This window comes from Nitratireductor sp. GISD-1A_MAKvit (assembly GCF_040819555.1).
Lineage (GTDB): Bacteria > Pseudomonadota > Alphaproteobacteria > Rhizobiales > Rhizobiaceae > Nitratireductor.
Genome location: NZ_CP161919.1, coordinates 76759 through 101662 on the forward strand (window position 1 = coordinate 76759; position 24904 = coordinate 101662).

19 protein-coding genes and 3 pseudogenes are annotated in these 24904 nt (G+C 61.1%); 19 read left to right on the forward strand and 3 right to left on the reverse strand.

The features are described 5' to 3' along the window. Positions 1-18: 18 nt before the first annotated feature. Positions 19-342, forward strand: a complete 324-nt coding sequence (locus AB2N04_RS00390; RefSeq protein WP_367714398.1) for a hypothetical protein — start codon at positions 19-21, stop codon at positions 340-342. A gap of 18 nt (positions 343-360) precedes the next feature. Here the strand turns inward: AB2N04_RS00390 and AB2N04_RS00395 are convergent, their stop codons facing one another. Further along, positions 361-1599: a Zn-dependent hydrolase gene (locus tag AB2N04_RS00395; protein WP_367714399.1), complete on the reverse strand. Its 1239-nt coding sequence runs from the start codon at positions 1597-1599 to the stop codon at positions 361-363. A 137-nt stretch (positions 1600-1736) separates the two neighbouring features. Between AB2N04_RS00395 and AB2N04_RS00400 the strand changes: the two genes are divergently transcribed. From AB2N04_RS00400 to AB2N04_RS00460, 13 genes and pseudogenes are all read left to right on the forward strand, one after another. Next, entirely contained in the window at positions 1737-3293 is a 1557-nt protein-coding gene (locus AB2N04_RS00400; RefSeq protein ID WP_367714400.1) for an ABC transporter substrate-binding protein, read from the forward strand. Positions 3294-3510: 217 nt separating this feature from the next. Next, positions 3511-4456, forward strand: a pseudogene (locus tag AB2N04_RS00405) (ABC transporter permease). Continuing rightward, positions 4456-6394: pseudogene (locus AB2N04_RS00410) on the forward strand (dipeptide/oligopeptide/nickel ABC transporter permease/ATP-binding protein). Before AB2N04_RS00405 ends, AB2N04_RS00410 begins: the two co-directional pseudogenes overlap by 1 nt. After that, positions 6387-7379 carry an ABC transporter ATP-binding protein gene (locus tag AB2N04_RS00415; RefSeq protein ID WP_367714401.1) on the forward strand — a complete coding sequence of 331 codons (993 nt, stop codon included), beginning with the start codon at positions 6387-6389 and terminating at the stop codon, positions 7377-7379. Before AB2N04_RS00410 ends, AB2N04_RS00415 begins: the two are co-directional and overlap by 8 nt. Continuing rightward, entirely contained in the window at positions 7372-8184 is an 813-nt protein-coding gene (locus AB2N04_RS00420; RefSeq protein ID WP_367714402.1) for a FadR/GntR family transcriptional regulator, read from the forward strand. The genes AB2N04_RS00415 and AB2N04_RS00420 overlap by 8 nt, the downstream gene beginning before the upstream one ends. A 60-nt stretch (positions 8185-8244) precedes the next feature. After that, positions 8245-8757, forward strand: coding sequence for a TRAP transporter small permease subunit (locus AB2N04_RS00425; RefSeq protein WP_367714403.1), 513 nt, complete (start codon positions 8245-8247; stop codon positions 8755-8757). After that, on the forward strand, positions 8754-10304 hold the full coding sequence (locus AB2N04_RS00430; RefSeq protein WP_367714404.1) for a TRAP transporter large permease subunit: 1551 nt from the start codon (positions 8754-8756) through the stop codon (positions 10302-10304). Before AB2N04_RS00425 ends, AB2N04_RS00430 begins: the two co-directional genes overlap by 4 nt. A 24-nt stretch (positions 10305-10328) precedes the next feature. Beyond that, positions 10329-11387 (forward strand): TRAP transporter substrate-binding protein, encoded by a 1059-nt coding sequence (locus AB2N04_RS00435; protein ID WP_025029352.1) that lies wholly within the window; start codon positions 10329-10331, stop codon positions 11385-11387. A gap of 102 nt (positions 11388-11489) precedes the next feature. Further along, a complete protein-coding gene (locus AB2N04_RS00440; RefSeq protein ID WP_367714405.1) occupies positions 11490-11891 on the forward strand; it encodes a hypothetical protein in 402 nt (133 codons plus the stop codon). Between the two features lie 65 nt (positions 11892-11956). Continuing rightward, positions 11957-12415, forward strand: a complete 459-nt coding sequence (locus tag AB2N04_RS00445) for a copper chaperone PCu(A)C (protein ID WP_367714406.1) — start codon at positions 11957-11959, stop codon at positions 12413-12415. Between the two features lie 36 nt (positions 12416-12451). Next, positions 12452-13057, forward strand: a complete 606-nt coding sequence (locus AB2N04_RS00450; protein ID WP_367714407.1) for an SCO family protein — start codon at positions 12452-12454, stop codon at positions 13055-13057. A gap of 9 nt (positions 13058-13066) precedes the next feature. Further along, positions 13067-14494, forward strand: coding sequence for a PepSY-associated TM helix domain-containing protein (locus AB2N04_RS00455; RefSeq protein WP_367714408.1), 1428 nt, complete (start codon positions 13067-13069; stop codon positions 14492-14494). A 90-nt stretch (positions 14495-14584) separates the two neighbouring features. Beyond that, positions 14585-14959, forward strand: coding sequence for a hypothetical protein (locus AB2N04_RS00460; protein ID WP_367714409.1), 375 nt, complete (start codon positions 14585-14587; stop codon positions 14957-14959). 15 nt (positions 14960-14974) lie between these two features. Here AB2N04_RS00460 and AB2N04_RS00465 read toward each other — a convergent pair whose 3' ends face one another. Beyond that, complete coding sequence (locus tag AB2N04_RS00465) at positions 14975-15985, reverse strand: sugar-binding transcriptional regulator (protein ID WP_367714410.1); 1011 nt, start codon at positions 15983-15985, stop codon at positions 14975-14977. A gap of 208 nt (positions 15986-16193) precedes the next feature. Between AB2N04_RS00465 and AB2N04_RS00470 the strand changes: the two genes are divergently transcribed. The 5 genes and pseudogenes from AB2N04_RS00470 (at position 16194) to AB2N04_RS00490 (ending at position 21874) form a co-directional block, all read left to right on the forward strand. Continuing rightward, entirely contained in the window at positions 16194-17174 is a 981-nt protein-coding gene (locus AB2N04_RS00470) for an ABC transporter substrate-binding protein (protein WP_367714411.1), read from the forward strand. A gap of 11 nt (positions 17175-17185) precedes the next feature. Next, positions 17186-18890, forward strand: a pseudogene (locus AB2N04_RS00475) (ABC transporter permease). Then, positions 18878-19957 carry an ABC transporter ATP-binding protein gene (locus AB2N04_RS00480; RefSeq protein ID WP_367714412.1) on the forward strand — a complete coding sequence of 360 codons (1080 nt, stop codon included), beginning with the start codon at positions 18878-18880 and terminating at the stop codon, positions 19955-19957. Before AB2N04_RS00475 ends, AB2N04_RS00480 begins: the two are co-directional and overlap by 13 nt. Continuing rightward, the gene (locus tag AB2N04_RS00485; protein ID WP_367714413.1) at positions 19957-21144 is read left to right on the forward strand and encodes an MBL fold metallo-hydrolase; all 1188 of its coding nucleotides are present in this window, start codon (positions 19957-19959) and stop codon (positions 21142-21144) included. The genes AB2N04_RS00480 and AB2N04_RS00485 overlap by 1 nt, the downstream gene beginning before the upstream one ends. Further along, positions 21122-21874 (forward strand): 5'/3'-nucleotidase SurE, encoded by a 753-nt coding sequence (locus AB2N04_RS00490; RefSeq protein ID WP_367714414.1) that lies wholly within the window; start codon positions 21122-21124, stop codon positions 21872-21874. Before AB2N04_RS00485 ends, AB2N04_RS00490 begins: the two co-directional genes overlap by 23 nt. A gap of 51 nt (positions 21875-21925) precedes the next feature. On the opposite strand, the gene AB2N04_RS00495 is transcribed toward AB2N04_RS00490, so the two are convergent. Beyond that, on the reverse strand, positions 21926-24859 hold the full coding sequence (locus AB2N04_RS00495) for a DUF6543 domain-containing protein (RefSeq protein WP_367714415.1): 2934 nt from the start codon (positions 24857-24859) through the stop codon (positions 21926-21928). Between the last annotated feature and the right edge of the window lie 45 nt (positions 24860-24904).

Below are 24904 nucleotides of genomic sequence, written 5' to 3' on the forward strand. Positions count from 1 at the left end.
TCCCAAAGGACCTGGATCATGTTTGATACGTTTTTGAAGGATCTGAACGAGCAGGGCGGAAGCGTTCGTGCCTATGAAGGCTGCGCGGTCAAGGCCCATGCCCGCATCACCAGCGAGCCGGAAAACGCCGCTGCCCTTCTGCTCATCGCCTATGCCGCGCAGCGCTTCGTGGAGGCCTATGACGACCAGCCGCTCACCATGACGGCTGCCGATGAAGAACTCGAACTCTTCACCGAGATCGTCAACACGCTCGATGCGGCCTACAGGGATGGGGCCGAGGACGCAAAGCTTGCGGCCCTCAACAAGGCATCGGCACGTCTGGCAGCAACGATCAGAAGCTGATCGCGAAGTTTCTCTCGATCACCTACAGAGCCGGACAAGTGCGGCAAGCATGAGTTCGGCCCCCTGTTCGATATCAGACCAGTCGGTCCATTCTTCCGGGGCATGGCTTATGCCACCCCGGCTCGGCACGAAAATGAGGCCGGAGGGACAAAGTGTCTGCATGGTCTGGGCATCGTGCCCCGCGCCCGAAGGCATGGTCAGCGCCCTGAGGTTCAGGCCGCGCGCTTCTTCTTCAAGAAGGCTGGCCAGCCCACGGTCGAGACGCACCGGTTCCATCCGGCTCTGCTCTTCGATGTTGAAGCCGAGCCCGTTTTTATCCGCAGCCTCTTTCACCGCATTTCTCATGCCGGCGGCGAGCGCGGCCATTCTTGCACCATCCGTGTCGCGGATATTGATGATGAAATCGGCGCGGCCGGGCACGGTGTGAATGAAATTGGGTTGGAGATCGACCTTGCCGATGGTGATGCGGCTGCGTTCGGTTCCGTGTTCTGCCAAAACCCCGGGCACCGAATGACCCACCGCTGAAAGCCCCTGAAACGCGTCGGCGCGCATGGTCATGGGGGTAGTGCCAGAATGGTTTGCACGTCCTTCCAGTGAAACCGCGAGATTGATCACCCCGGCAATGCCGTCGGCAATGCCGATCGCAACGCCTGAGTTTTCCAGAATTGGCCCCTGTTCGATGTGGAGTTCCAGAAAGGCACTCACACTGCCCATTGGCCGCGCGGCTTCCAATGCCCGGAAAGCGTCGAGGCCCTGTTTCTTCATGGCTTCCACCAGGCGGAAACCGTCTGCATCCTGCGCCTGTTCCAGCCATTCCCGGCGCACCACGCCGGCAATGGTTTGTGAGCCGAGCATTCCGCCGAAACGTCCTTCCTCTTCGGCGGTGGCCACCACCTCGATCGCCTTTGCCGGCCTGAAGCCGGCATCGCGCATGGCGCGCACGCATTCAAGAGCCACGCACACACCGAGCGCACCGTCGAAGGCACCGCCTTCCGGCACGGTGTCGAGATGCGAGCCGGCCATCACGCAGGGACCATCCGACGGACCGTATCGACCGAAAAGATTGGCCACCGGGTCGCACCGCACCGCAAGCCCATCGGAGCGCATCTCTTCCAGAAACCATGCGCGCACCGCCATGTCCGCATCGCTGTAGCCAGGGCGATTGTAGCCGCCCGTCTGTGCATTTTTTCCAAATGCGTTGACGCCTTCGAGAAGATTGCGGAGGCGATTGGAATTTATGCGGGGCGTAGCGGCCATGGGATCTGCCTGTGATTCAAACCTTTATCCACGGTGCCGGGGCATCGGACACGGCGGATTTCTAATTTATTATAATAAATGCTTGCCTTTGGATAGATTGTTAGCATTAATTATGGGCAGCAGAGGGAGGAATCTCCATGAAGAGACTGATCGCAGCCGCCATCACCGCCGCGTCGATGCTCATTGCATCGCCGGCATTTGCGCAAACGCCGCCCAACGTTCTCGTTGTCGGACAGATCGCGGAGCCGAAATCGCTCGATCCGCACGCGGTCACCGCCGTCAATGATTTCCGCATTCTCATGAATGTCTATGACGGGCTAACCCGCTACAGGGACGGAACGCTGGAGCCGGAGCCGGCCCTGGCCGAGAGCTGGGAGATTTCCGAAGACGGCCTGACCTATACGTTCAAGCTGCGGGAAGGCGTCACCTTCCACGACGGAACGCCGCTCAATGCCGAAGCGGTCAAGTTCAATTTCGACCGGATGCTGAAGGAGGATCACCCCTACCACGACACGGGGCCGTTCCCGCTGGCATTCTATTTCTCCGCCGTGGATGAGGTGACGGCAGTTGACGATCTGACCGTCGAATTCAAACTGAAAGAGCCGTTTGCGCCTTTCCTTTCCAATCTGGCTTATCCCACCGGGCTGATCGTTTCGCCCGAAGCCGTCAAGGCGAGTGGCAAGGATTTCGGACGCAATCCGGTTGGTACGGGTGCCTACAGGTTCGAGGAATGGCAGGCCAATTCGCGCGTCGTCGTTACGCGGAATGAAGACTATTGGGATGGCGCTCCTTCGCTGGAGGCCGTCATCTACCGGCCGATCACCGACACCAACACCCGCATCGCCGAGATGCTCTCTGGCGGGCTCGATGTGATGGTGGAGGTGCCGCCGGACAGCCTGCAGCAGTTCCGTGACGATGCGAATTTCAACGTCCACGAACAGGCTGGCCCGCATGTCTGGTTCCTGATCCTCAACATGAAAGAGGGCCCCTTCGCCAAGAAGGAAATCCGACAGGCCGCGAACTACGCCATCAACAAGAAGGCGCTGGTCGAGAACATTCTGCAGGGTACGGCGGAGGTCGCCGCAGGTCCCACGCCGCCCGCTTTCGCCTGGGCCTATAACGAAGAGCTCCAGCCCTATCCCCACGATCCCGAGAAGGCCAAACAGCTTCTCAGCGATGCCGGCTATGATGGCGAGGAACTCACCTTCTACGTTACCGAAGGCGGCTCGGGCATGCTCGACCCCATCGCCATGGGCACCGCCATTCAGGCGGACCTTCAGGCCGTGGGCATGAAGGTCAATATCGAAACCTATGAATGGAACACGTTCCTCGGCAAGGTGAACCCGGGCCTGGAAGGCAAGGCCGACATGGCTGAAATGGCCTGGATGACGAACGATCCGGACACGCTGCCCTTCCTGGCGCTGCGTTCGCAAGCCTGGCCCGACAAGGGCGGCTTCAACTCCGGCTATTACGCCAATGAGAAGGTCGACGAACTCCTGAACAAGGCCCGCACCTCGACCGATCAGGAAGAACGCGCCGCGCTCTACAAGGAGATGCAGAAGATCGTTCAGGACGATGCGCCATGGGTGTTCGTTGCCAACTGGAAGCAGAACGCGGTGACCGGAGCCGGGGTTGAGAACTTCAAGCTCCAGCCCTCCTTCTTCCTGATGTTGCAGGACGTGGCCAAGCCCTGATGGTGTGAGTGTGAGTCCCACCCTCGTCCTTCGCCTTTCGACAAGCTCAAGAGGCTCAGGATGAGGGTGGGGGCGACGGCGCAAATGCCAGGATGTTCAACCGTCGCGGCGCGCCTACACAGCCCTCATCCTGAGCTTGTCGAAGGGCGAGGGCGACATGCAGGGCTCTAGCCCGACAGCGGAGCCCACAACAGAACCTGAAAATGGGGCCCCAGCCATGGCCACCTACATAGCCAAGCGCCTCCTTGCCGCGATACCCGTCCTGTTCGGGCTGTCGATCATTGTCTTTCTGATCATGGCGATGATCCCCGGCGACCCCGCCACGGCCATCCTCGGCTCCTATGCGACACCGGAAAACGTTGCCAAGCTCAATGCGGATCTCGGTCTCGACAAGCCCTTGCCCCAGCAATATCTGATCTGGCTCGGCAATCTTCTTCAAGGCGATCTCGGCCGCTCCTACGCGCTCAACAGGCCCGTGCTGGACGAAGTGCTGGAGCGTTTTTCCGCCACTCTGATTCTGGCTGGCACCGCGCTGGTTCTTTGCTCCATCCTTGGCCTGCTGGCAGGCGTTGTCTCGGCCGTGCGACAGTATGGCCTGGCCGACAAGGTGATCACCGTTCTGGTGTTGATCGGCATTTCCACGCCGGCCCTTCTGGCTTGGTCTCCTCCTTATTCTGGCTTTCGCGGTGAAGATCAGGCTTTTTCCGGCAAGCGGCATGTACGCCATCTATGGCGGCGGCGATCTGCCGGATCTGCTCTATCATCTCTTCTTGCCTGCGCTCACGCTTGCCGTGGTCGCCACAGGGGTCATTGCACGGCTGACCCGCACCGCCATGCTGGAGGTTTTGCGGCAGGATTACATCCGCACCGCGCGCGCCAAGGGGCTGAGCGAAAGGCGGGTGATTTACCGGCATGCCTTCAAGGCGGCGCTGGTGAGCGTCATCCCGGTGATCGGCATTCAGGCGGGCTTCGTGCTCGGCGGGGCGGTCTATATCGAGACCGTGTTCCAGTGGCCGGGCATCGGCTCGATGCTGGTCAACGCGATTTCCACCCGCGACCTGCTTCTCGTGCAGGGTGGCGTGCTCGTGGTGGCGGCCGCCTATGTGCTTTTCAACCTCGCCGCCGATGTGGTGCAGACGATGCTTGATCCGAGGTTGCGCTGATGAGTGAAGCTGTCTCCACCGCGTGTCAGGCAAAAGTCCGCAAACCGAGCCGACCGAGCGCGACCCGTCTCCTCCTGAACAATTCGCTTGCCACGACAGGGCTGGCCATTCTGGCGCTCATCATTCTGGTTGCGCTGATGGCTCCGCTTCTGCCGCTGCCCGATCCCGATGCGACAGCGCCCGCCAACCGCCTGTTGCGTCCCTTCGCCGAAGGGCATCTGCTGGGCACCGATGCGCTGGGGCGCGACATCCTTTCACGCCTTGTCTGGGGAACGCGCGTCAGCCTCGCCGTGGGGATTTCGGCAACACTGATTGCCGCATTCTGCGGGTCGCTCATCGGGCTTGTGGCGGGCTATGCGGGTGGCCGCGTCGATGCGCTGCTGATGCGTGGCATCGATATGGTCATGGCGTTTCCCTACATCCTGCTCGCGCTGGCCATCGTGGCCGCGCTCGGGCCGGGCCTTCTCAACGCGCTCTATGCGATTGCGGTGGTCAACATCCCTTTCTTCGCGCGCAATATCCGCGGCATCACCATCGGTCTGTCACGGCGTGAATTCGTGGATGCAGCGCGGCTTTCGGGAAAATCCAATGCCGGCATTCTTTTCGGAGAAATCCTGCCCAACGTTCTGCCGGTCATCATCATCACCATGTCGACCACCATCGGCTGGATGATCCTCGAGACGGCGGGGCTCTCTTTCCTCGGGCTCGGTGCGCAGCCGCCGCAGGCCGATCTCGGCTCAATGCTGGGCGAGGGGCGCAAGATCCTGTTCACCGCTCCGCATGTGTCGATCATTCCCGGCCTGATGATCTTCGCGCTGGTCATGAGCATCAATCTTCTGGGCGATGGCGTGCGCGACGTTCTTGACCCCCGGTTGAAATCCGGGGCGTTGACGAGACCGGTCGCGCGCACGGCGGTCGAGCGGCGCTCGGTGCCGCAGGAGCGAGCGCATGAAGCGAGCGTTCTGGAGGTCTCGGATCTCAGCACCGAATTCCACATAGGCGGCGACATCTACCGGGCGGTTGGCGGTATCGACCTTCATCTCAGGCAGGGCGAATGCCTCGGCATCGTCGGAGAATCGGGTTCTGGTAAATCCGTCTCCGCCATGTCCCTGATGGGTCTGGTGCCGACGCCGCCCGGGCGCATTACCGGCGGGGGCCGCTTGGCTCGATGGCGAGGACCTTTTCGCGGCCAGCGACGAGCGCATCCGCGAATTGCGCGGTGCCGATGTCAGCCATGTCTTTCAGGATCCGCTTTCCACTCTCCATCCACTCTTCACCATAGGCGATCAGCTCACCGAAGCGATCATGGCGCATCGGGCGATCAAACGCTCCGAGGCGGACAGGCGCGCCGAAGAACTGTTGCGGCTTGTGCGTATCACCAATCCGGCAGAACGGCTGAAGGCTTACCCGCACGAACTCTCCGGCGGCATGCGCCAGCGTGTGTGCATCGCCATGGCGCTGGCAAACGACGCCAAGGTCATCATCGCCGATGAGCCGACCACGGCGCTCGACGTGACCGTGCAGGCGCAGATTCTTTCGCTGCTCGATGCCTTGAGGCGTGAGAGCAACGCTGCGATCTTGTTCATCACGCATGATTTCGGTGTGGTTTCGGCCGTCTGCGACCGCGTCGCGGTGATGTATGCCGGCCGCATTGTCGAGACGGGCACGACGCAAGAAGTGCTCAACGCACCGGCACATCCCTATACACGCAAGCTGATCGACTGTGTGCCGGTTCTGGGCGAGCCGGAACGCCGGCTCGACGCCATCGAGGGGCGCCCTCCGGTGGTCAACAATCTGCCGCCGGGCTGTGCCTTCGCAGCGCGCTGCCCGAGGGCGAAGCCGGATTGCCGGGAGGGAGAGATTGCACTGACGCGACTTGGCGATGAACGCGCGGTGCGGTGTCTCTATCCGCTGACGGGGGAGGCGGCCAATGCCTGATACGGCGCTTCTGCAAATCGAGAATGCCGAACGTGTGTTTGGGGGTGGCCGCACGCTTTTCGGCAAACCGCTGCCGGCTGTCCATGCCGTTCAGGGCATTTCGCTCAATGTGCGAAAGGGAGAAACGCTGGGTGTGGTCGGGGAATCGGGCTGCGGAAAATCCACGCTTGCCCGTCTGATCGTCGGCCTCGACAAACCCACCGGGGGAACGATCACCTTTGACGGTGTGGACCTCGTGGCCGAGGCAAAGCGCGATCCGCAGAAACTTGCGCAGCGTGTGCAGTACGTGTTTCAGGATCCCGTCGCCTCGCTCAATCCGCGCAAGACGATCCGCACGATTCTCGAAGCGCCGCTGCGGCATCTTCTGGGCCTCGGGCGAGAGGCCCGCGAAGCGCGCCTGAAAGATTTGATGGAAGCGGTCAACCTGGCGCCGGAATTTCTCGATCGCTATCCGCACGAGTTCTCCGGCGGACAGGCGCAGCGCATCGGCATTGCGCGCGCACTCGCTGCCGATCCCGAGCTGATCGTTCTCGACGAACCGGTCTCCGCGCTCGACGTTTCGGTGCAGGCACAGGTGCTGAACATCCTCGATGATCTCAAGGAAAAATTCGGCCTCACCTACGTGTTCATCAGCCACGATCTTTCGGTCATCGAAAGCGTCAGTGACCGTGTTGCGGTTCTGTATTTCGGTCGTCTTGCGGAGCTTGGTGCGGCAGAGCGCATATTCGCCGCGCCACGTCATCCCTACACGCATCTCCTGTTGAAATCGGCGCCCGTGCCGGGAAAGCGCTCGCTCATTCCCGAAGATGCGAATACAGAACTTCCCGATCCCTACGATCCACCGCCTGGTTGCGCGTTCTTCGCGCGTTGTCCACGCGGGACACAAGAGTGCAGGGCAGCGCAGCCGCCGCTTGATCCGGCGCCGGACAATCGGGAGCATCGGGCGGCCTGCTACCACCCCGTGATTGAGAATGAGGATGCCTGATCGCAGCGATTTGCAACCGGCCTGGAAACCTCTTCAGCTCTCGACCGAACTGAAGCGCCGCAAGAGACCGGATGTCATCGCCGACAGGATCCGGGAACTGATCGTCGCCCAGGGCCTTGAGCCCGGCGACCGCATCCCCCAGGAATGGCTGTTGCCCGAAACCCATGAAGCCTCGCGCGGAACGCTGCGCGAAGCGCTGAAGATACTGGAGTTTCAGGGGCTTACCCTCAGCAAGACCGGGCCAGGTGGCGGGGTGTTCGTTTCAGGGGTGGGAGCGGATCAGGCGATCCGTTTGCTCGACAACCTGTTCCTGTTTCAGCCGCCGTCCATTGCCGACATCTATTCGATCCGCAAGGTTCTCGAACCGCAGCTCGCCGAAAGTCTTGCCGGAAAACTTTCAGCCGAGGCTTTTGCCAAGCTGCAGGACACGATCCGGCTCTATGAGGAAGAGCCGAAAACGGCGGAGGAGGAATACAGGCAGCGCCTTGCGGAGCTCGACTTTCATGTCGAGCTTGCGCGCCATGCGCAGAATGCGCTTCTGGGTTTCAACTGCATTTTCTTGATCAGCCTCCTGCGCGACATGACCGTTTGCCGCGAGATCTATCGCGAGCCGAACCCCGCCCTGCGCGAAACCGGGCTGCATTACCAGATCATCCTTCTGCGTGCGATCAAATCCGGCGATGGAAAGCGTGCTGCACAGGTGATGCGCGAACATATGGAAGCGGCGGAAATCTACATGCTTGAGCGTGCTGAGATTCCGCAGCGCAACCCGATCAAAGCCATCCACAGGGAGCGCGGCAAATAGCCGTTTCATTTCTATTGCGCATGCGGTAGCTTCGCGCCGGAATTCGCATGGGAGCCGGGTTTGCATCTTTATCTGAGGTTTTGCGCCGGGCTGGATCGGCTCGCAACCGCTTTCTGCGTGCTTGCCTGCCTGGCCCTGACGGTTAGCGTACTTGCCATTGTGGTGATGCGTTATGGCTTTGGCATCGGCTTTATCGAACTGCAGGATTTCGCCTCCTACACATTTGCCGTTCTTCTGATTTTTTCCGTCCCCGTGTGTCTTCGCAGGGGCGGGCATGTGCGCGTTGAAATTCTGTCGGAAAACCTGTCTCCCCTCTATGCGCGCATCGCAGATGCCGTGGCGGTCTTTCTCTTTCTCGTGCCGGTGTTCGGACTGATCATCTGGGCCGACTGGGCCGATCTTGCCTATTCCTGGTCGATCCGCGAGGCTTCGGTGGAAACGGGCGGTCTGCCAGGCCTGTTTCTCGTCAAGACGGCCTTACCCATTGGGGCCGCGATGATGATCCTTCAGGGCATTGCCATGGTGCTGCAGCCGGGTGCCGACCGCACCGCTGAAGATGAGCCAGCGCTATGACCCTGCCCGAGCTCTTTCTCTGCCTGATGCTGGTCGGCCTGTTTGCCGGGATCTTAAGCGGTATTCCGGCCATGCTTGCCATCGCCGGCGTGCCTTTTGTCGTCGCCGTGATCGCCAGCCTGTTCGGAGCTTTCGACCTTTCCTTTCTGGATTTCTTCCCGGGCCGCGTCTGGGGCGTGATGAGCAACACGCTGTTGATGGCGGTCCCGCTCTTCATTCTGATGGGCGTGGTGCTGGAGCGATCACAGCTTGCAGAGCGCATGCTGGAGGTCCTGCGCGACATGCTGGGGTCGTCGCCGCGAGGGCTGGCCCTTTCGGTGCTGCTTTTCAGCGCGCTGATCGCGGCATCGACCGGCATTGTGGGCGCCACCGTCGTCATGCTTGGCCTTGTCAGCCTGCCGGCCATGCTTCAGGCCGGCGTTTCGCCGCGCGTGTCGAGTGGCATCATCTGCGCCAGCGGCACGCTGGGTCAGATCATCCCGCCTTCCATCCTGCTCGTGCTTCTGGGTGATCAGATCGGCAACACCTATCTGGAAGCGCAGCAGAAGGCCGGCAATTTCGCGCCCGACGCCGTGTCGGTGGGCGATCTCTTTGCAGGAGCGCTGGTGCCGGGTCTGCTGTTGGTGGGCCTCTATGGCATCTACATCCTGTTCACCCTGCGTGGTGCACACAAGGCCATTGAGAATACCGCCCGCAAGCGCGTGCCCCTAAGCCGCATCCTCGGGGTCTTTCTCCCGCCACTCCTGCTCATTCTGGCTGTTCTCGGGTCCATTCTCGGCGGGGTTGCAACCACAACGGAAGCGGCGGGGCTGGGTGCTGTCGGCACAATCCTGCTCGCCGGTTACACGCGTGGCGGGGCCGGTCATGCCGGGCGGCTCATCATTGTTTCTGCCGTGGTTGCGGGTGCAGTTCTGGTCATCCTGCGCGCACTTGGGCTCTTGCCACCGTCCGGGCTCGGCACGCCGGCGGGCGCCGTTGCGCTGTTCGCTGCCCTGCTTATCGCCGCCGGGGTGCTCTTTTCCGCGTGGCGCCTGCTGCGAAACGACATTCTCGTCCCCGCCGTTGTCGATACGCTGCGCATTTCCGGCATGGTGTTCGGCATCGTGATCGCCGCCTCCATGCTTTCACTGGTGTTTCGCGGGTTTGGCGGCGATGAGCTGGTGGCTGGCTTTCTGGAGCAGGTGCCGGGCGGAAAATGGGGCGCGCTTGCGCTTGTCATGGTGGTCGTCTTCTTCCTCGGTTTTATCCTTGAGGCGGTGGAAATCATCTACATCGTCGTGCCCCTGCTTGGTGCGCCGATCCTGGCCACCGATTTTTCACCGGTCTGGTTCGCGGTTCTTTTGGCAATGAATTTGCAGACCTCGTTCCTGACGCCGCCTTTCGGTTTCGCGCTTTTCTATTATCGCTCGGTTGCGCCGCGCAGCATCACGACCATGGAGATCTACCGTTCGGTAATCCCGTTCGTGGCCATACAGCTTGTGGCTCTGGCGCTACTCATCACGTTTCCGGCTGTGGTTACATGGCTGCCGGACATGCTCTTCAGATAGTCGTCGTTCAGGAGGAAACCCGACATGAAACGCAGAACATTTCTAACGGCAGGGGCCGGAGCCACGGCTGCGGCACTCGCCACACCTGCCATCGCGCAGGGCAAGATTGAGTGGAACCTGCCCACAAGCTTCCCCAAGAATGCGCCGGGCGTCGGCACCAACGTCACCAATTTCGCCGAGAAGGTGGCAGCCATGTCCGATGGCCGGCTGAGCTTCAAGGTCTTCGGCGGCGGCGAGCTGGTGCCGCCCTTCGGTGTTGAAGACGCGGTGCAGCAGGGCAAGGCCCCGGTCGGCCACAACCCGCCCTATTATGCCGCCGGCAAGAACCCCTCGCTTCACTGGTTCACCGCCGTGCCCTTCGGCATGACGGCAGCCGAACATTACGCATGGCTGCGCTATGGTGGCGGTCAGGAGCTGTGGGACGACATCTACGCACAGCGCAATCTGAAGCCGCTCTATTCCGGTAACTCCAACACGCAGAGCGCGGGCTGGTTCAAGTCCGAGATCAATTCGCTGGAAGACCTCAAGGGTCTCAACATGCGCATTGCCGGCCTCGGCGGCGAGATGTACCGCAAGCTCGGCGTCAATGCCGTTTTGATGCCCCCGCCGGAAATCTTCCAGGCGCTGCAGTCCGGTGCGCTCGATGCGGCCGAATGGGTCGGCCCGTTCCTCGATCAGGCGTTCGGCCTGCAGAAAATCACAAAGAACTGCTACCTGCCGGCCTACAATGAGCCGAGTGCGGCGCTTGCCATCGTCTTCAACAAGGATGCCTGGGCCGAGCTTTCGCCCGACCTTCAGGCGATCTGTGAGGCCGCGGCCCTTGCCGCCAGCCAGGAAGCGCTCGCCCAGTTCGATTATCACAATGCCCGCGCCATGGCCGCGCTTGAAGCCGAGGGCGTCATCTTCCGCGATGTGCCGGATGATGTGGCCGAAGGCCTCAAGAGCGCGTGGGAAGAGGTTCGTGATGAACTGACCGCCCAGAGCGAAGACGTTGCCCGCGTGCGCGAGAGCTACGACACTTTCCTGGCTGAAAGCGTGAAATACGCCAACGCCATGAACATGCCTCTGCTCAAGCGGCGCTAAGACAGAATGCAGGTGCGGTGGGCGAGTGTTTTCGCCCACTGCAATCCAGAGTGCAGCATTCGTCGCAGTGACACCTCTGCCGAATTGTGTCACCAAGCTTCCATGAAGCTGATGCGTGACATGCTGAAGGACCGCCTTGCGACTGGCCTTATCGCCGGTCTTTTGGCCTATTTCCTTCTCATGCAGGGCTTCGCCGCCGCCTTTGCCCAGGGGGCGATGGCAGGCAGCGGTGGCATTCCCGGTTTCATCATCTGCACACCGAGCGGCATTGGCCTTGCGGAGGGCGATGGCCCGGTTCCGGCGCGCAGTCCTCACGATTGCTGCACATCACTCTGCCAGACGGGGTGTGCGGTCTCGCCGACTCTGCCGGGAGATAACGCCGGGTTCGACTGCACCCGAGATGACGTCTTCTCTGTTGCGCGCCTGCCCGGTGCGCGTGTTCTGCACCCTGTCGCGCAGGGTCTCCTTGCCGAAGCGCGTGCGCCGCCAGCCTTCTCCATCTGACGCACTGAACCATGAAAACGGTCACGGAAATCCGTGGCCGGTATCTGCGCTTATGGAGACAAGACATGCGCTTTTTGCCCCGTATCCTCACGGCAGCAATGCTGTTCATTGCCGCTCCCGCATTCGCTGGCGACTACACGCTCGGTAAACTGGAAATCGATCAGCCCTGGACCCGCGCGACACCGCCGGGTGCCAAAGCCGCAGGCGGCTTCGTGACCATCGTCAACGGTGGTGAAGAGGACGACCGGCTGGTCAGCGCCGAGGCCGCTTTTGCGGGCCGCGTGGAGCTGCACACGATGGACATGACCGATGGTGTCATGAAGATGCGTCATCTTCCCGAAGGCATCCCGGTGCCGGCCGGCGAGACAGTCAATCTCGCTCCGGGCGGCCTGCATGTGATGTTCATGGACCTTCAGGAACCGATTGCCGAGGGCGCACCGGTTCCCGTGACGCTGACCTTCGAGAAGGGCCGGCACGATCGAGGTGGAGATGTCGGTCGCCAGGCCCGGCGCACCTGCCCCTGAAGGTCACGGTCACATGCATGGCGAGAGCAAGAACTGATGTCTCGCCGCTCGCTTTCAATACTGGCCGGCGCGGTTCTCGCGCTGGTCCTTGCAATCGTGGCTGTGGCGACGATGAACATCACTCCCGGCGGCAGGGCCGGCGGGGGGGCCGGCACCGCCGATATCGGCGGTGCGTTCACGCTCACCGGGGAGGACGGCGAGACTGTCACTGAGGCTGATTTCCTCGGCAAACCGACCGCGATCTTCTTCGGTTTCACCTTCTGCCCGGATGTTTGCCCGACCACGCTTTTCGAGCTGTCAGGCCTGATCGAGGCGTTGGGCCCCGACGCAGATAAGCTGAACTACGCTTTCGTTTCGGTCGATTGGGAAAGGGACGGACCGGAGGACCTTGCCCGATACACATCGAGTTTCGACGACAGGATCAGGGGACTGGCTGGCACCGAGGAGCAGATCGAGGCGATCACCAAGGCCTATCGCGTCTACTACAAAAAGGTCCCAACGGAGGATGGCGATTACACGATCGATCATACGGCGTCGGTCTATCTGATGGATGCTGAAGGCGGTTTCGTTGGCACGCTGTCCTATGGGGAAGCGCACGATTCCATGCTGGAGAAGCTGAAGCGTCTGGCAACGCAGAGCTGAGGGGGGATTATGAATAACACCGATACACAGGCGCTCTCCGGCCTGCCGACGCACGAGGCGACCGGCAAGACGCTGACGCGCAAATTCTATCTGGCGGCATGGCGCTGGCATTTCTATGCCGGTCTTTACGTGGCGCCTTTCCTGGCGATGCTCGCCATTACCGGGCTGATCATGCTCTGGGTGAGTGCGGTGGACGGGCGGGACGGCGAGAAGATTGCCGTGGCGCCGCAGGGCGAAGAGACCAGTATCCTCGCTCAGGCCTCGGCCGCACAAACGGTGCTGCACGAAGGCCATGTGGTCGAATATATCGCGCCGACCGCAGCCGACCGCGCCGCCGTTTTCCGTGTCGATAGCGCAGGTGAGGCGATGATGGTTGCTGTCGACCCCTATACGGCCGAGGTGCTGGACATCTGGAACAGGCAGGCGGGCTGGTACGACTTCGCCTCTGATATTCACGGTACCCTGCTGATCGGCGATCTGGGGGACCGGTTGATCGAGATCGCCGCCGGCTTCGGCATCGTGTTGATCGCCACGGGGCTTTATCTGTGGTGGCCGCGTGAGGGCCAAGGGCCCGGCAAGGCACTTCGCCCCGATCTCGATGCACGGGGCCGCTCCTTCTGGAAATCGCTGCACAAGACCACCGGGCTCTATGTCGCGGTGCTTCTCCTGATCTTTCTCCTCAGCGGGCTTTCATGGGCCGGCATCTGGGGGGAGAAGTTCGTTCAGGCGTGGAGCACCTTTCCGGCGGAGAAATGGGACAATGTTCCCCTGTCGGACAAGGCGCATGCATCGCTCAATCATGGTGCGACAAAGGATGTGCCCTGGGCGCTGGAGCAGACACCGCTCCCTGCGTCGGGGTCGGAAGCCGGACGTGCCGGAGTGCCGGGCGCGGGCCCGTTCAATCTTGATCAGATCGTCGCATTTGGACGCAGCCTTGGCTATGAGGGGCGCTTTCGCGTCTCCACGCCGCGCGGAGATATGGGCGTGTGGACGCTCGCGCAGGATTCCATGAGCAATGATTCCGCCGACCCCACTTCTGACAGGACGGTCCATATCGACCAGTACACCGGCAATGTTCTCGCCGATGTAGGTTTTGCCGACTACTCACCGGCGGGCAAAGCAATGGCTGTCGGCATCGCTTTCCATGAGGGCGACATGGGGCTGTGGAACCTCGTTCTGAACACGGTGTTCTGCCTGTCCGTCATCTTCCTGTCGGTAAGCGGGATCGTCATGTGGTGGATGCGCAGGCCCGCGCGCGCCTTGCGGCTCTCGGCGCCGCCCCTGCCAGCGAACCTGCCCTTGTGGAAGGGCGCCGTGGTGGTGATGCTGTTTGTCTCATTGCTGTTTCCACTGGTGGGCATCACATTGCTGGCGGTTCTTGCGCTTGACGTGCTGCTGATCCAGCGCATCAGGCCGCTTGCACGCCTTCTTGCCTAGGGCGTAGCTTGAAAGTGGTATGGTAGGGTGGCGCTTTCCGATTGAGTGCCGCCCGCTCTCGTCCTATGATCGGAGTGAATGGAGAGTGCGATGCAAAGCGAAAAACCCCCGAGAGTTTCGTCTCTGATCAACAAGGTTTTGGCCAATGCGCCGCAGCCGAACGACATTCGCCTTCTGGCACAGCGCCTGCATGACCACGCGCTCGAGCCGCGCTCGACGCCCGAGGAGACGCAGGCGCTTGTCGCGGACCTGGGTTACAAGAACATCGCCGCTTTCTGCGAGGCTGCCGGTCTTCCCGGACATCTTGCCGATCGCTGGGAGCGGTTTGGCATTTCGGGCGAGATGCGGCAGGTTCTCCTGCTGCTGGCTGCCCAGCGCCGGGCGATGGTCGAGGCGGTGCGCGAATTCGAAGCCACCACGCATGTGGGGCTTGATGATTTCATGCGCGAGCGCGGCCTTATCTGATCGCTCGCGGGGAGTTCAAAGCCCCTCTTCATCCGCTTTTTCAAGCAGCATCTGCGCTGTCGCTGCATCGGTGATGAGTGCGGCTGCCGATACCGTGCGCAGCGCCGCAAGAATGGCGGAGACCTTCTGCTCGCCGCCTGCGGCCAGAATGACATGCGGAATGCGCGCCACCACATCGAGGTCTATGGCCATGATGCGCTGGTTGACCTCGTGGTCGACCATCTGGCCCGCCGCATCGACGAAGTAGCAGAGGATGTTTGCCACCGCGCCCTTGTCGCGCAGCGGCTTGATGAGCGCTCTGGGCACGATCCCGTGACGGAAAATCGTCGCTTCGGGTGAGACCGCTCCCACGGTCAGAAGCGCCATGTCGGCCCTGGCGGCGCGCTCTCGCACGTCGCGCAGGGATGGCTGCTCCCAGAGGCGTTCACGCAGATCCGGGTCATCCACCACAACGGGCGCGCTGATCTGGTAGCTGTCCACCTTGAAGCGTTCCGCCACCTTGGTTGCGACAATGGACGGATTGACCCATTTGGAATGCGGCAGGCTGCCCACCAGTCCGATGACTGTCGATCCTGCCAGATCGCGCTGCGCCATGAAGCTCAGGCTCGAATGCAGTGTCGCGCCACCGCCGATCGCCAGCGTCATGCCGGGCTTCATCTGCTCTTCGAGGTAGCGTGCCACCGCATGCCCGATCGAGCGCTCCAGATTATCCTCTTCCTCCGGAGCGGGCACCACGATGGCGCTTTTCAGGCCCCAGCGCTTCTCCAGCCGGCGCTCAAGCGCCACCTGCTCGGCAGTGTCGGCGTTGATGGTGGTCACCACCATGTGGCTCTCTGCACTGGCGGCGAGCGCCCGCATGACCTTCATCCGGCTTACGTTCAGCAGGCTGGCGATCTTTTCCTGCGTCAGGCCCTCCACGTGATAAAGCCAGGCCATCTTCACGTTTATATCGGCGGAAGACAGCGTCGGCTCGTCTGCCGGATTCTGTTTGCTTTTTCGCGGCACAGCGGTGATTCCCTCTCTCATCGCGGGAGAATGCTAGCACAATGCAACGGTCGCAACGGCTGTTTGCAGGCCAAAAATGCGAAATTTTATTGCGTTCTTTTGTTATTGACGAATAACATATGTTCATATTCAATGTACGAGCGCTTTTGTTACAAGCCTGTCATATTGCGCATGCAGGGGAGGAGCTCCGGCACCAGGTGACCGGAGATGCAAACAGAGGAGTTACCCCATGGGACGCCAGTCCACGATTCGTTCGGTTGCCTTTGCAGCCGCATTGCTCACATCCACCGCGGCATTCGCCGAGAACCTCGTTCTCTACACGTCGCAGCCCGATGCCGATGCTGCAGAGACCGTCGATGCCTTCAAGGCAGCAAACCCCGGCGTAGAGGTCGAGATCTTCCGTTCGGGTACCAGCGACCTGATGACCAAGCTCGCGGCCGAATTCGCAGCCGGCAGCCCGCAGCCTGACGTGCTTCTGATCGCCGATGCGGTGAGCATGGAAACGCTCAAGAAGGACGGCCGCCTGATGGCCTATCCCGACGCCAATGTCGAAGGGTTCGAGAAAGCCGCCTATGATGCCGAGAAGACCTATTTCGGCTCCAAGCTCATCACCACCGGCATTGCCTACAACACCGCAGCGGCAGAAAAGCCCGAGCATTGGTCCGACCTGACCGGCGAGGCCTACAAGGATCTCACCATCATGCCGAGCCCGCTTTATTCGGGTGCTGCAGCCTATCTCCTGTCCGCCTTCGTCAACCGTGACGATCTCGGCTGGGATTATTTTGAGAAGCTGAAGGAAAACGGCCATGTCGCCGTGCGCGGCAATGGTGCGGTCCTCAAGTCCGTGGCAAGCGGTGAGAAGGCTTATGGCATGCTCGTCGACTTCATGGCCATGAACGCCAAGAAGGACGGCTCGCCCATCGAGTTCGTTTTCCCCGAGGAAGGCGTAACTGCCGTCACCGAGCCGGTCGCCATCATGTCGACCGCCAAAAACCCGGACACCGCAAAGAAGTTCGTCGACTTCATTCTCTCCGACGACGGCCAGAAGCTGGCGCTGAAGCAGGGCTATCTGCCGGCAAAGCCTTCGGTCGGTTCGCCGGACTGGCTGCCCGAGGGCACCGAGATCAACGTCATGACCGTTGATGTGAAGAAAGTTGTCGATGAGATCGCCGGCAACAAGGAGAAATTCTCCTCCATGTTCGGTGGCTAAGGAAAAACCTTATGACCGCAATTCGCAAGGAACGTCAGGGCCAGGATATGGCCCTGACAGCGGGGATCGTCGCGCTTATCGTCATCTTCTCGCTGTTGCCCATGGCGCGGCTTCTGCAGGAAATCATCCTGCCTGGCGGTCAGTTCTCGCTTGATGTCATTCGCAATGGCCTGATCGATGAAACCACCTGGCGCGCCACCTGGAACACACTGGTGGTCGGCCTTGGCGGAACGATTTTCGCCCTCGTTCTGGGCGTGGCCGTGGCCATTCTCGTTTCACTGTCGGATGTGCGCCAGCGTCAGGCTTTCGTCCTGTGCTTCGTCACGCCGCTCATGATTGCGCCGCAGGTGACCGCGCTCGCCTGGCTCCAGCTCTTTGGCCCTTCCAGCCCGCTTTTGAACATGCTGGGCATGGCGCCACCGCTTGGCACGCGCAATCCGCTCTATTCGCCCGAAGGGATCATCTTCCTGCTCGGCATCCAGTATGCGCCGCTCGTTTTCCTGATCGTGCGTGCCGGCATGCGGAAACTGCCGCGTGAGCTGGTTGAGGCCGCGCAGTCGAGCGGGGGCCGGCTGGGTCCGGGTGCTCGGCACCATCATCCTCCCATTGATGACGCCGTCCATCGTCGGTGCCGCAGCACTCACCTTCGTCTCCTGTGTCGGCAATTTCGGCATTCCGGCCTTCCTGGGTATCCCGGCAAACTATCTCGTTCTGCCCACGCTCATCTATCAGCGCCTGGCCGGCGGTGGTCCGGATGTGCTCTCCGAGGTCGCGTTCCTGTCGGTGCTGATTGGTGTCATTGCCATGATCGGCATTGTCATGCAGGATCGCATCGCCAGCCGTCGCGACTTTCGCATCACCTCCACGTCGCTGCCCGCTGCACCCTATCAGCTTGGCGCCTGGCGCCTGCCGGTAGAGTTCGGCATGTGGGCCCTGATTGCCATCATCCTTGTTCTGCCGCTGGTGGGGCTGATCCTCACCTCGCTGGTTCGAGGCTATGGCGTGACGCTGACAGCCGAAACAGCCACGCTGGAGAACTACTATTTCGTCGTCTTCCAGCACGCGGCGGCAAGCCGTGCTTTCCTGAACAGTCTCTATCTCTCGGCAGGGGCCTCCATCTTCGCCGTCTTTGTGGCGATCCCGCTCGGCTATGTGATTGCCTGGGGCAACAAGCGCTGGATCAAGGCGCTCAACCTTGCGATCGAGCTGCCCTATGCGCTGCCGGGTGTGGTGCTGGCGATTGCCTCGCTGCTCCTGTTCCTGAAGCCCATGCCGATCACCGGCATCCAGATATACAACACGGTCTGGATCATCCTCTACGCCTATCTCGCGCGCTTCCTGATCCTGGCCGTGCGGCCGACGATCACGGGCTATTTCCAGCTCGACCGGGCGCTTGAGGAGGCGGCACAGGTGGCCGGTGCCGGCCTGTTCACACGGATGCGCACCATCATCTTTCCGCTCATCGCTCCGGCGGCCATTGCCGGCGGCCTGCTGATCTTCATGACGGCACTGTGTGAGCTGACGGTGTCAGCACTCCTTTGGTCCTCCGGTTCGGAGACCATCGGCGTTGTCATCTTCTCCTTCGAACAGGGTGGCGATTCCAAATATGCGGCGGCGGTCTCCGCCATCATGGTCGCAACCACCTTCCTTCTGATGCTGCTCGCCAGCCTCTTTGCAAACAAACTACCGGACGGAGTTCTCCCATGGCGGGACTGAGCATTAAGAACGTCACCAAAACCTTTGGCGAGGCCAAGGCCCTCGACAATGTTTCCATCGATGTCGCGGATGGCGAGTTCCTCGCTGTTCTCGGACCCTCGGGATGCGGCAAGACCACGCTTTTGCGCATGATTGCCGGCTTTGAGAATGTCACCGGGGGCAATATCTACATTGGCGACCGCGAGGTTTCATCGGCAGAGGCGAACATCCCGCCGGAAAAACGCCGCGTCGGCATCGTGTTCCAGAACTATGCGCTGTGGCCGCACATGACGGTGTCGGAAAACATCGGCTATGCGCTCAAGGTGGCGCGCGTTTCAAAAGCCGAGCGTGAAGAGCGCGTGAAAAACGCCCTCGCGCTCGTCAACATGGAGCAGTATGGCGACCGTCGTCCGGCCAATCTGTCAGGCGGTCAGCGGCAGCGCGTGGCGCTGGCACGGTGTCTCGTGGCGGAGCCGCGGCTCGTGCTGTTCGACGAACCGCTGGCCAATCTCGACGTGCATCTGCGCGCTTCGATGGAAGACGAATTCGCTGACTTCCACAAGCGCACGGGCACGACCATTCTCTACATCACCCACGACCAGGCCGAGGCCATGGCGCTGGCAGATCGCATTGCGGTCATGGATCACGGTCGCCTCATGCAGCTTGCCACGCCGCGCGAGCTCTATCATGAGCCGGCCAACGAGATGGTCGCTTCATTCATCTCGCAGGGCATGGTCCTGCCGGCCAATGTCGAAACGGCGGAAGCCGATGGCCAGTGCCGCGTCACCGTTCTGGGGCAGGAGCTGATCGTTCGCTGTCGCAAGGGCGAGAAACCCCGCAAGGATGCGCGCATCTGCTGCCGTGCTTCACAGATCCAGTCTGTTGGCGCCAGCCAACCGGGCTTCGAGGGCACCATCACGCGGGCGGTTTATCGCGGCGGTTCGGCGCGCATCGAGTTCGAGCCCGAGGCGGCTCCGCATCTCGGTCTGCATTTCGATCAGCCCGACCCGGTAACCTTTGAGGCGGGACAGCGGGCAAGGCTTGCGATCACTTCGGGCTGGCTCATTCCCGCCGACGGGGCTGCCTGATGCTGCAGGTCGATCTTCAGGGCGGTTTCGGTGAGAAAGGGCGCACCAGTGTTGTCGTCAGCGACGGCAACACATGTGTCATGCTTGATGCCGGCATAAAGGTGGGCGCGACAGGGGATGAATATTATCCTGTGCTCGCCCGCCCGATTGGCGAGATCGACGCCCTTTTCATTTCCCACGCTCATGAAGATCACATCGGTGCGCTGTGCCACCTGCTGCGGCAGGGATATACCGGCCCGATATACATGACCGAGGAAACGCGCACGGAGATGCCTGCAACGCTCGCACAATATGCGGACCCGGCAGATCTTGCGGATTTCTCTCCGCTTGTAGAGCAGATCCGCCTGTTCCGACCAGGTGAAGCGTTGACCGTCGGCGCACTGAGCGTGGCGACCGGTGCCTCCGGCCATGTGGTCGGTGGCGTCTGGTTTTCGGTTGAGGCGGCGGGACAGCGCGTTGTCTACAGCGCCGACATCGTGCCCGAGAGTGCGGTGTTCCCCATGCAGCCATTGCCTGTCTGCGACCTGCTCATTCTCGATGCGTCCTACGGCGCCGACCCCATCCCGGGGGCGGAGCGTGCCGGGCAGATTGGAGAATGGGTTGTAGGATATGCCGATGGCTGTCTCCTTCCCACACCGCTTTCGGGCCGCTCACTCGAACTGATTGCGGCAATCAACGTGCCTTTTGCAATCGAGGCCGGCATGCGTGAGGCGCTGTCGGCGCAGATCCATGCGCCTGACGCCGTGCATAAGGATCGCGTGGCCATCCTTTCACAGCGGCTGAAGTCCGCGCGCGACTGGACTGTCGACGAACCCCTTCCGTCCTGTCCGCTGCTCGTCCATGACGGGATGGGCGTGGCAGGTCCTTCCCGCCCCGCGCTCGAAGCGGCGGAGAAGTCCGGCTTTCCCATTCTCCTGAGCGGGCATCTGCCGGCGGGCTCTCCCGGTGCGCGGCTTGTCGATGAGGGCAAGGCCGCCTGGATCCGCATGCCGACACATCCCACACTGCCCGAAAACATTGCCCTTTGGGAGGCGGCAGGCCGCCCGCGACTGATCGGCCATTCCTGCGACGCGGCCGCACTTGAAGCGCTGCGTCAGCACATCCCCGCTCTCATGGCCGGTGCCCGCACCGGCGACACACACCAGATTGATGAAGAGACGACACATGCGCATTCTGATTTCCAATGACGACGGCATCGAAGCTCCCGGCATTGCACTGGCAGCACAGGCGGCATCCCGCCTGAGCGACGATGTCTGGGTGGTCGCGCCCGATGGCAAGCGCACGGCGGCCGGCCCGTCGCTCACCGTTGCGCGTCCGCTCACAATGCGCCGTCTCGCAGAGCGCCGCTATTCCTGCTCGGGCACTCCGGCAGACTGCATCGTCACCTCCATGGGCTGGCTTTTCAAGGATGGTCAGAAGCCCGATCTCGTGGTCGCGGGTGTCAATGACGGGCGCAATGTGGGTGAAGATCTCGCCTATTCCGGCACGCTTGGCGTTGCCCGCGAGGCCACCTTCTGGGGCATCCCTGCCATCGGTTTCTCCCGTGTGAAAGAGGCAAACGTGCGGGAAGGGGATGCAGCCTGGCTGGCGCATTTCATCGAGCGCTTGTGGCAGACCCGCAGCGAATGGGCAATCGAAGGGCACTGGCTGAGTGTGAACCTCCCGGCTGATCTGCCGGCGCCCGTCACCCAGCCTGTCATCGGTCGCGACAAGATTGCCCGCAAGGCCGAGGTCGTCCGGGAAAATGGCGACGAGACCGAGCTCATCGTTCCTCGCGGTCGCGAACATGCGAGCCGCAAGGGTGATGAAAACAGTCTCATCGCTGAAGGTTTTGCGACGATGAACCGGCTCAACTGGTTTGGCGAAACCCAGCTTCCCGGTGCCTTCATGGAAGGTTTGAGAGCGGCGACGAAATAGAAGCGCTGTCCTCGTTTCGCGATGGAAACCTGCGAAACGATGGCCGCTCCGTCAGGCGCCCGACTGCTGGTACTCCCTTATCCATTCCCGCGTTCTCTCCGAGGAGGGGGCCGGTCTGTCCTTCAGAACCAGATTGTTCATCTCGGCGTTGAGCATGTTCTGGCTGATCCAGTTCATGGTCTTCTCATGATTTGACAGGGCGTTTGTCGGCAGTTGCGCCTCTTCCGGCGGCACGGTTGTGCCTCTGTCGACCCAGTTCTGGGTCCGCTCATAGACCGTGTCCTCATAATCGGGAGGAACAGGTGAAGGCGCGTCTGGTTGATGCGCGTCGATGGTCGCAACCTGCTGCGTGCCCGGCCTGAATGCGCGAGATGGCCCCGGCGTGGGTTCCGTTCCGTGCAGGGGGGGAGGGGTACTGGCGTTCACCCAGTCACGCGTGCGCTTTTGCCCGCGCGTTTTCGTGTCAAGGGATTCCAGACTGTCATGCGGATCGCTTGGTGCATCCGCGACACTGGAACCGCGAGGGAGTTCGGGCAAGGTCGATCCACGCAGCGAAATGCGCCCGTTCCTGTAATCTTCAAACACCTTGAGCGGGATGCCGTAGGATGTGTTGTACCTGCCGGAGTTTGCGATGTCCGCGATCAACAGGCGGACCCAGTCGCTGGACGAATCGATCAGAAAGACGTCGTTTGCAGGCGGTGGTGGAAAATGCACTTCATCCAGAAACTCGTGGTCCCAGCCACCGCCATCAACGAATGAGGCAGCTTTCTGCCTGTGCAACTTGATCGCATATTGATACATGACGCCGTCCTCGGGGTCCGCCTGCCAGATGCCCAGAACATTGTTGTTGGCAGACAGAGAAGCACTGCCAATGGTTGCTGGTGCGTCGAGAAGGTTGGAGACAGCAAAGAAGTCTTTTGAGGGACGGAACCCTTTGTCCCGCAGCAGGATGCGAGGTGAAACATTGTCGACGCGATAGACGATGCGGTAGTTGCCGAGACGTCCGTGTTGCTCGGGCTCCCTGCCGAGATCTTCCAGCTTGAACCTCAATGCGTCGACGCGCTCCTTCAGTTTTTCGATCGTGTTGAAGTCGGCGTCTTCGCCTGGCGCGTTGGTGATCACATATCCACGACGGTTGAGATCCCGCCGGACGTCTTCTGCGCGATCGGCGATATAGGGTGGCCGATCTGCTCCTCCGCCGACGGCTGGAATCCTCTTCCAGTCCCCGGAGCCGTCATTGTGCATGATTGCGACAGATCTGCGTGTGTTGGGATCGATCACATTCACATAGCCGTCGCGCAGTTTGAAATCGCTTCTGATCTCATAAACGCTTGAGGCCCCCGCCTCATCCTTCACGAAGATGTAATAGCGGTCTTTCACCTGATAGATGTTCGCGCCATTGGCTTCATGCCCGAAAATCACGGAAGCATCGACCTGGTGGGCCGATATGTCTCCGATCTTTAGCGGAGGCTCCATGGTGGATGCCTCCACCGGTGGGACCAGGATTTCTTCGGCAGCGCCGGTGGCAGAAGCCTTTGCTCCTTCGAATGACCGTCCAGCCGCGCCCAGCGCCGCACCGACCATCATCATGCTGCCGGTTGAAACCGCACCGTAAAAGCCCTCTTTGCGGTCATTGTAGGTGTCCCCCGAAACCGCCTGATCAATCTCCAGGCCGACCTCGTTCCCCATGGTCACCGCGAGCGTGGCGAATTCGAGCTCGGGAGCAAGCATGAGTATTGGCCAGAAAACCTTGTTGAAAGCGCGCAGTCGGCCAATCCAAATGTCGCGCGTGACCTCGCTGTCCGATTTGATCAGCGTATCTGCATCGGAAAGACTGCGCCGCTGCATGTTCTCGACAATATCGGCGAATGGATCGGCCGAGTAGGGGAGGCTGCTGGAATTGATACCGGTGAGCCATTGATTGGCGCCGAGTTTCTTCAATCCGTTTTCAACGCCTGTGTACCAGAGGCCATCCTGCAGATCGTAGAGCGAGAAGTGGTGCTCGAGCCGTGCGCGCTTTTCCGGCGTGCCTGCTTCACGCCTGACCCATAGTTCGAGCGCCTTGCTGTTTTCGAATTCGTGGAATGCGGGTGTCTCGCCCGGAATGTAGAGCACCGTGCGCCCCTTGGGACCGACAAAACGAACGATATCACTGGCGGGATATCCGTTGATGTCGAAGGTGAGTGTTTTCACATCGTGGTTGGTTTCCGTGCCCACACCGGCGGCAATTGCCGCAAGAAGCGGGTCCGAGCCTGCGCCTGCCCCGCGCATGACCATTGAAAGACCGGAAAAAGAAAGCCGGGACTGCTGGGCTGCTTCTATCGCTGAGGTTGCAAACTGGATTTTGGCCAGTACGGCAACCTTCTCCTTATGGTTCTCCCAGAACAAACGAAGTTTTGACAGAACCCTGCACTGGAAATCTTCCTTCCAGATGGCATCTCGCAGGTCCGCAACCGAGGCTTTGAATTCGTTTGCGGCTCCGTAAAACTTCTCATCGGCTCCTTTGGTGTAGACGCCCTCATAGACGTTCAGGTCCGTGGAGAGGAGATTCTGTTTATCGGCGCCGAAATTCTGCAGTAGCAGGTCTGTCAGCGAAACAGAGGATATGGGCCTTCCCGTATGCTCCCAGCCCGTGAAGCTTGTCCGGGATGACTGACCGTTGCCGAACGTGTTGAGATAGATCTTGTCGGGATCGGCATCCTGCCCGGTAAGCCGCTTTATGATGCCCCGCATTCTTTCGCGCGCCATCGCGTGAATGTTTGGTGCGTCCTCTCGAACGGTTTGGGAGAATGCGCTGATCTTTGCCCGCATATCCTCCGTCAGTGTGCATTTGAGAAGCCGCGCCAGATTGTAGGCGGGAGAGGTTGTCTGGCGCTCGGTCTGGGTGAGTTGGGGCTCGGGGTGTGGCTTGGAAGCTGGCTTTGTTTCCTGTCGGGGCGCAGTGGGTTTGGCGGCGTATGATTTGATGCCATGCGCGTTCAGCATCCCAATTGGTCTTTCAGAGTATTGTATCTTCATGTAATATTTGGC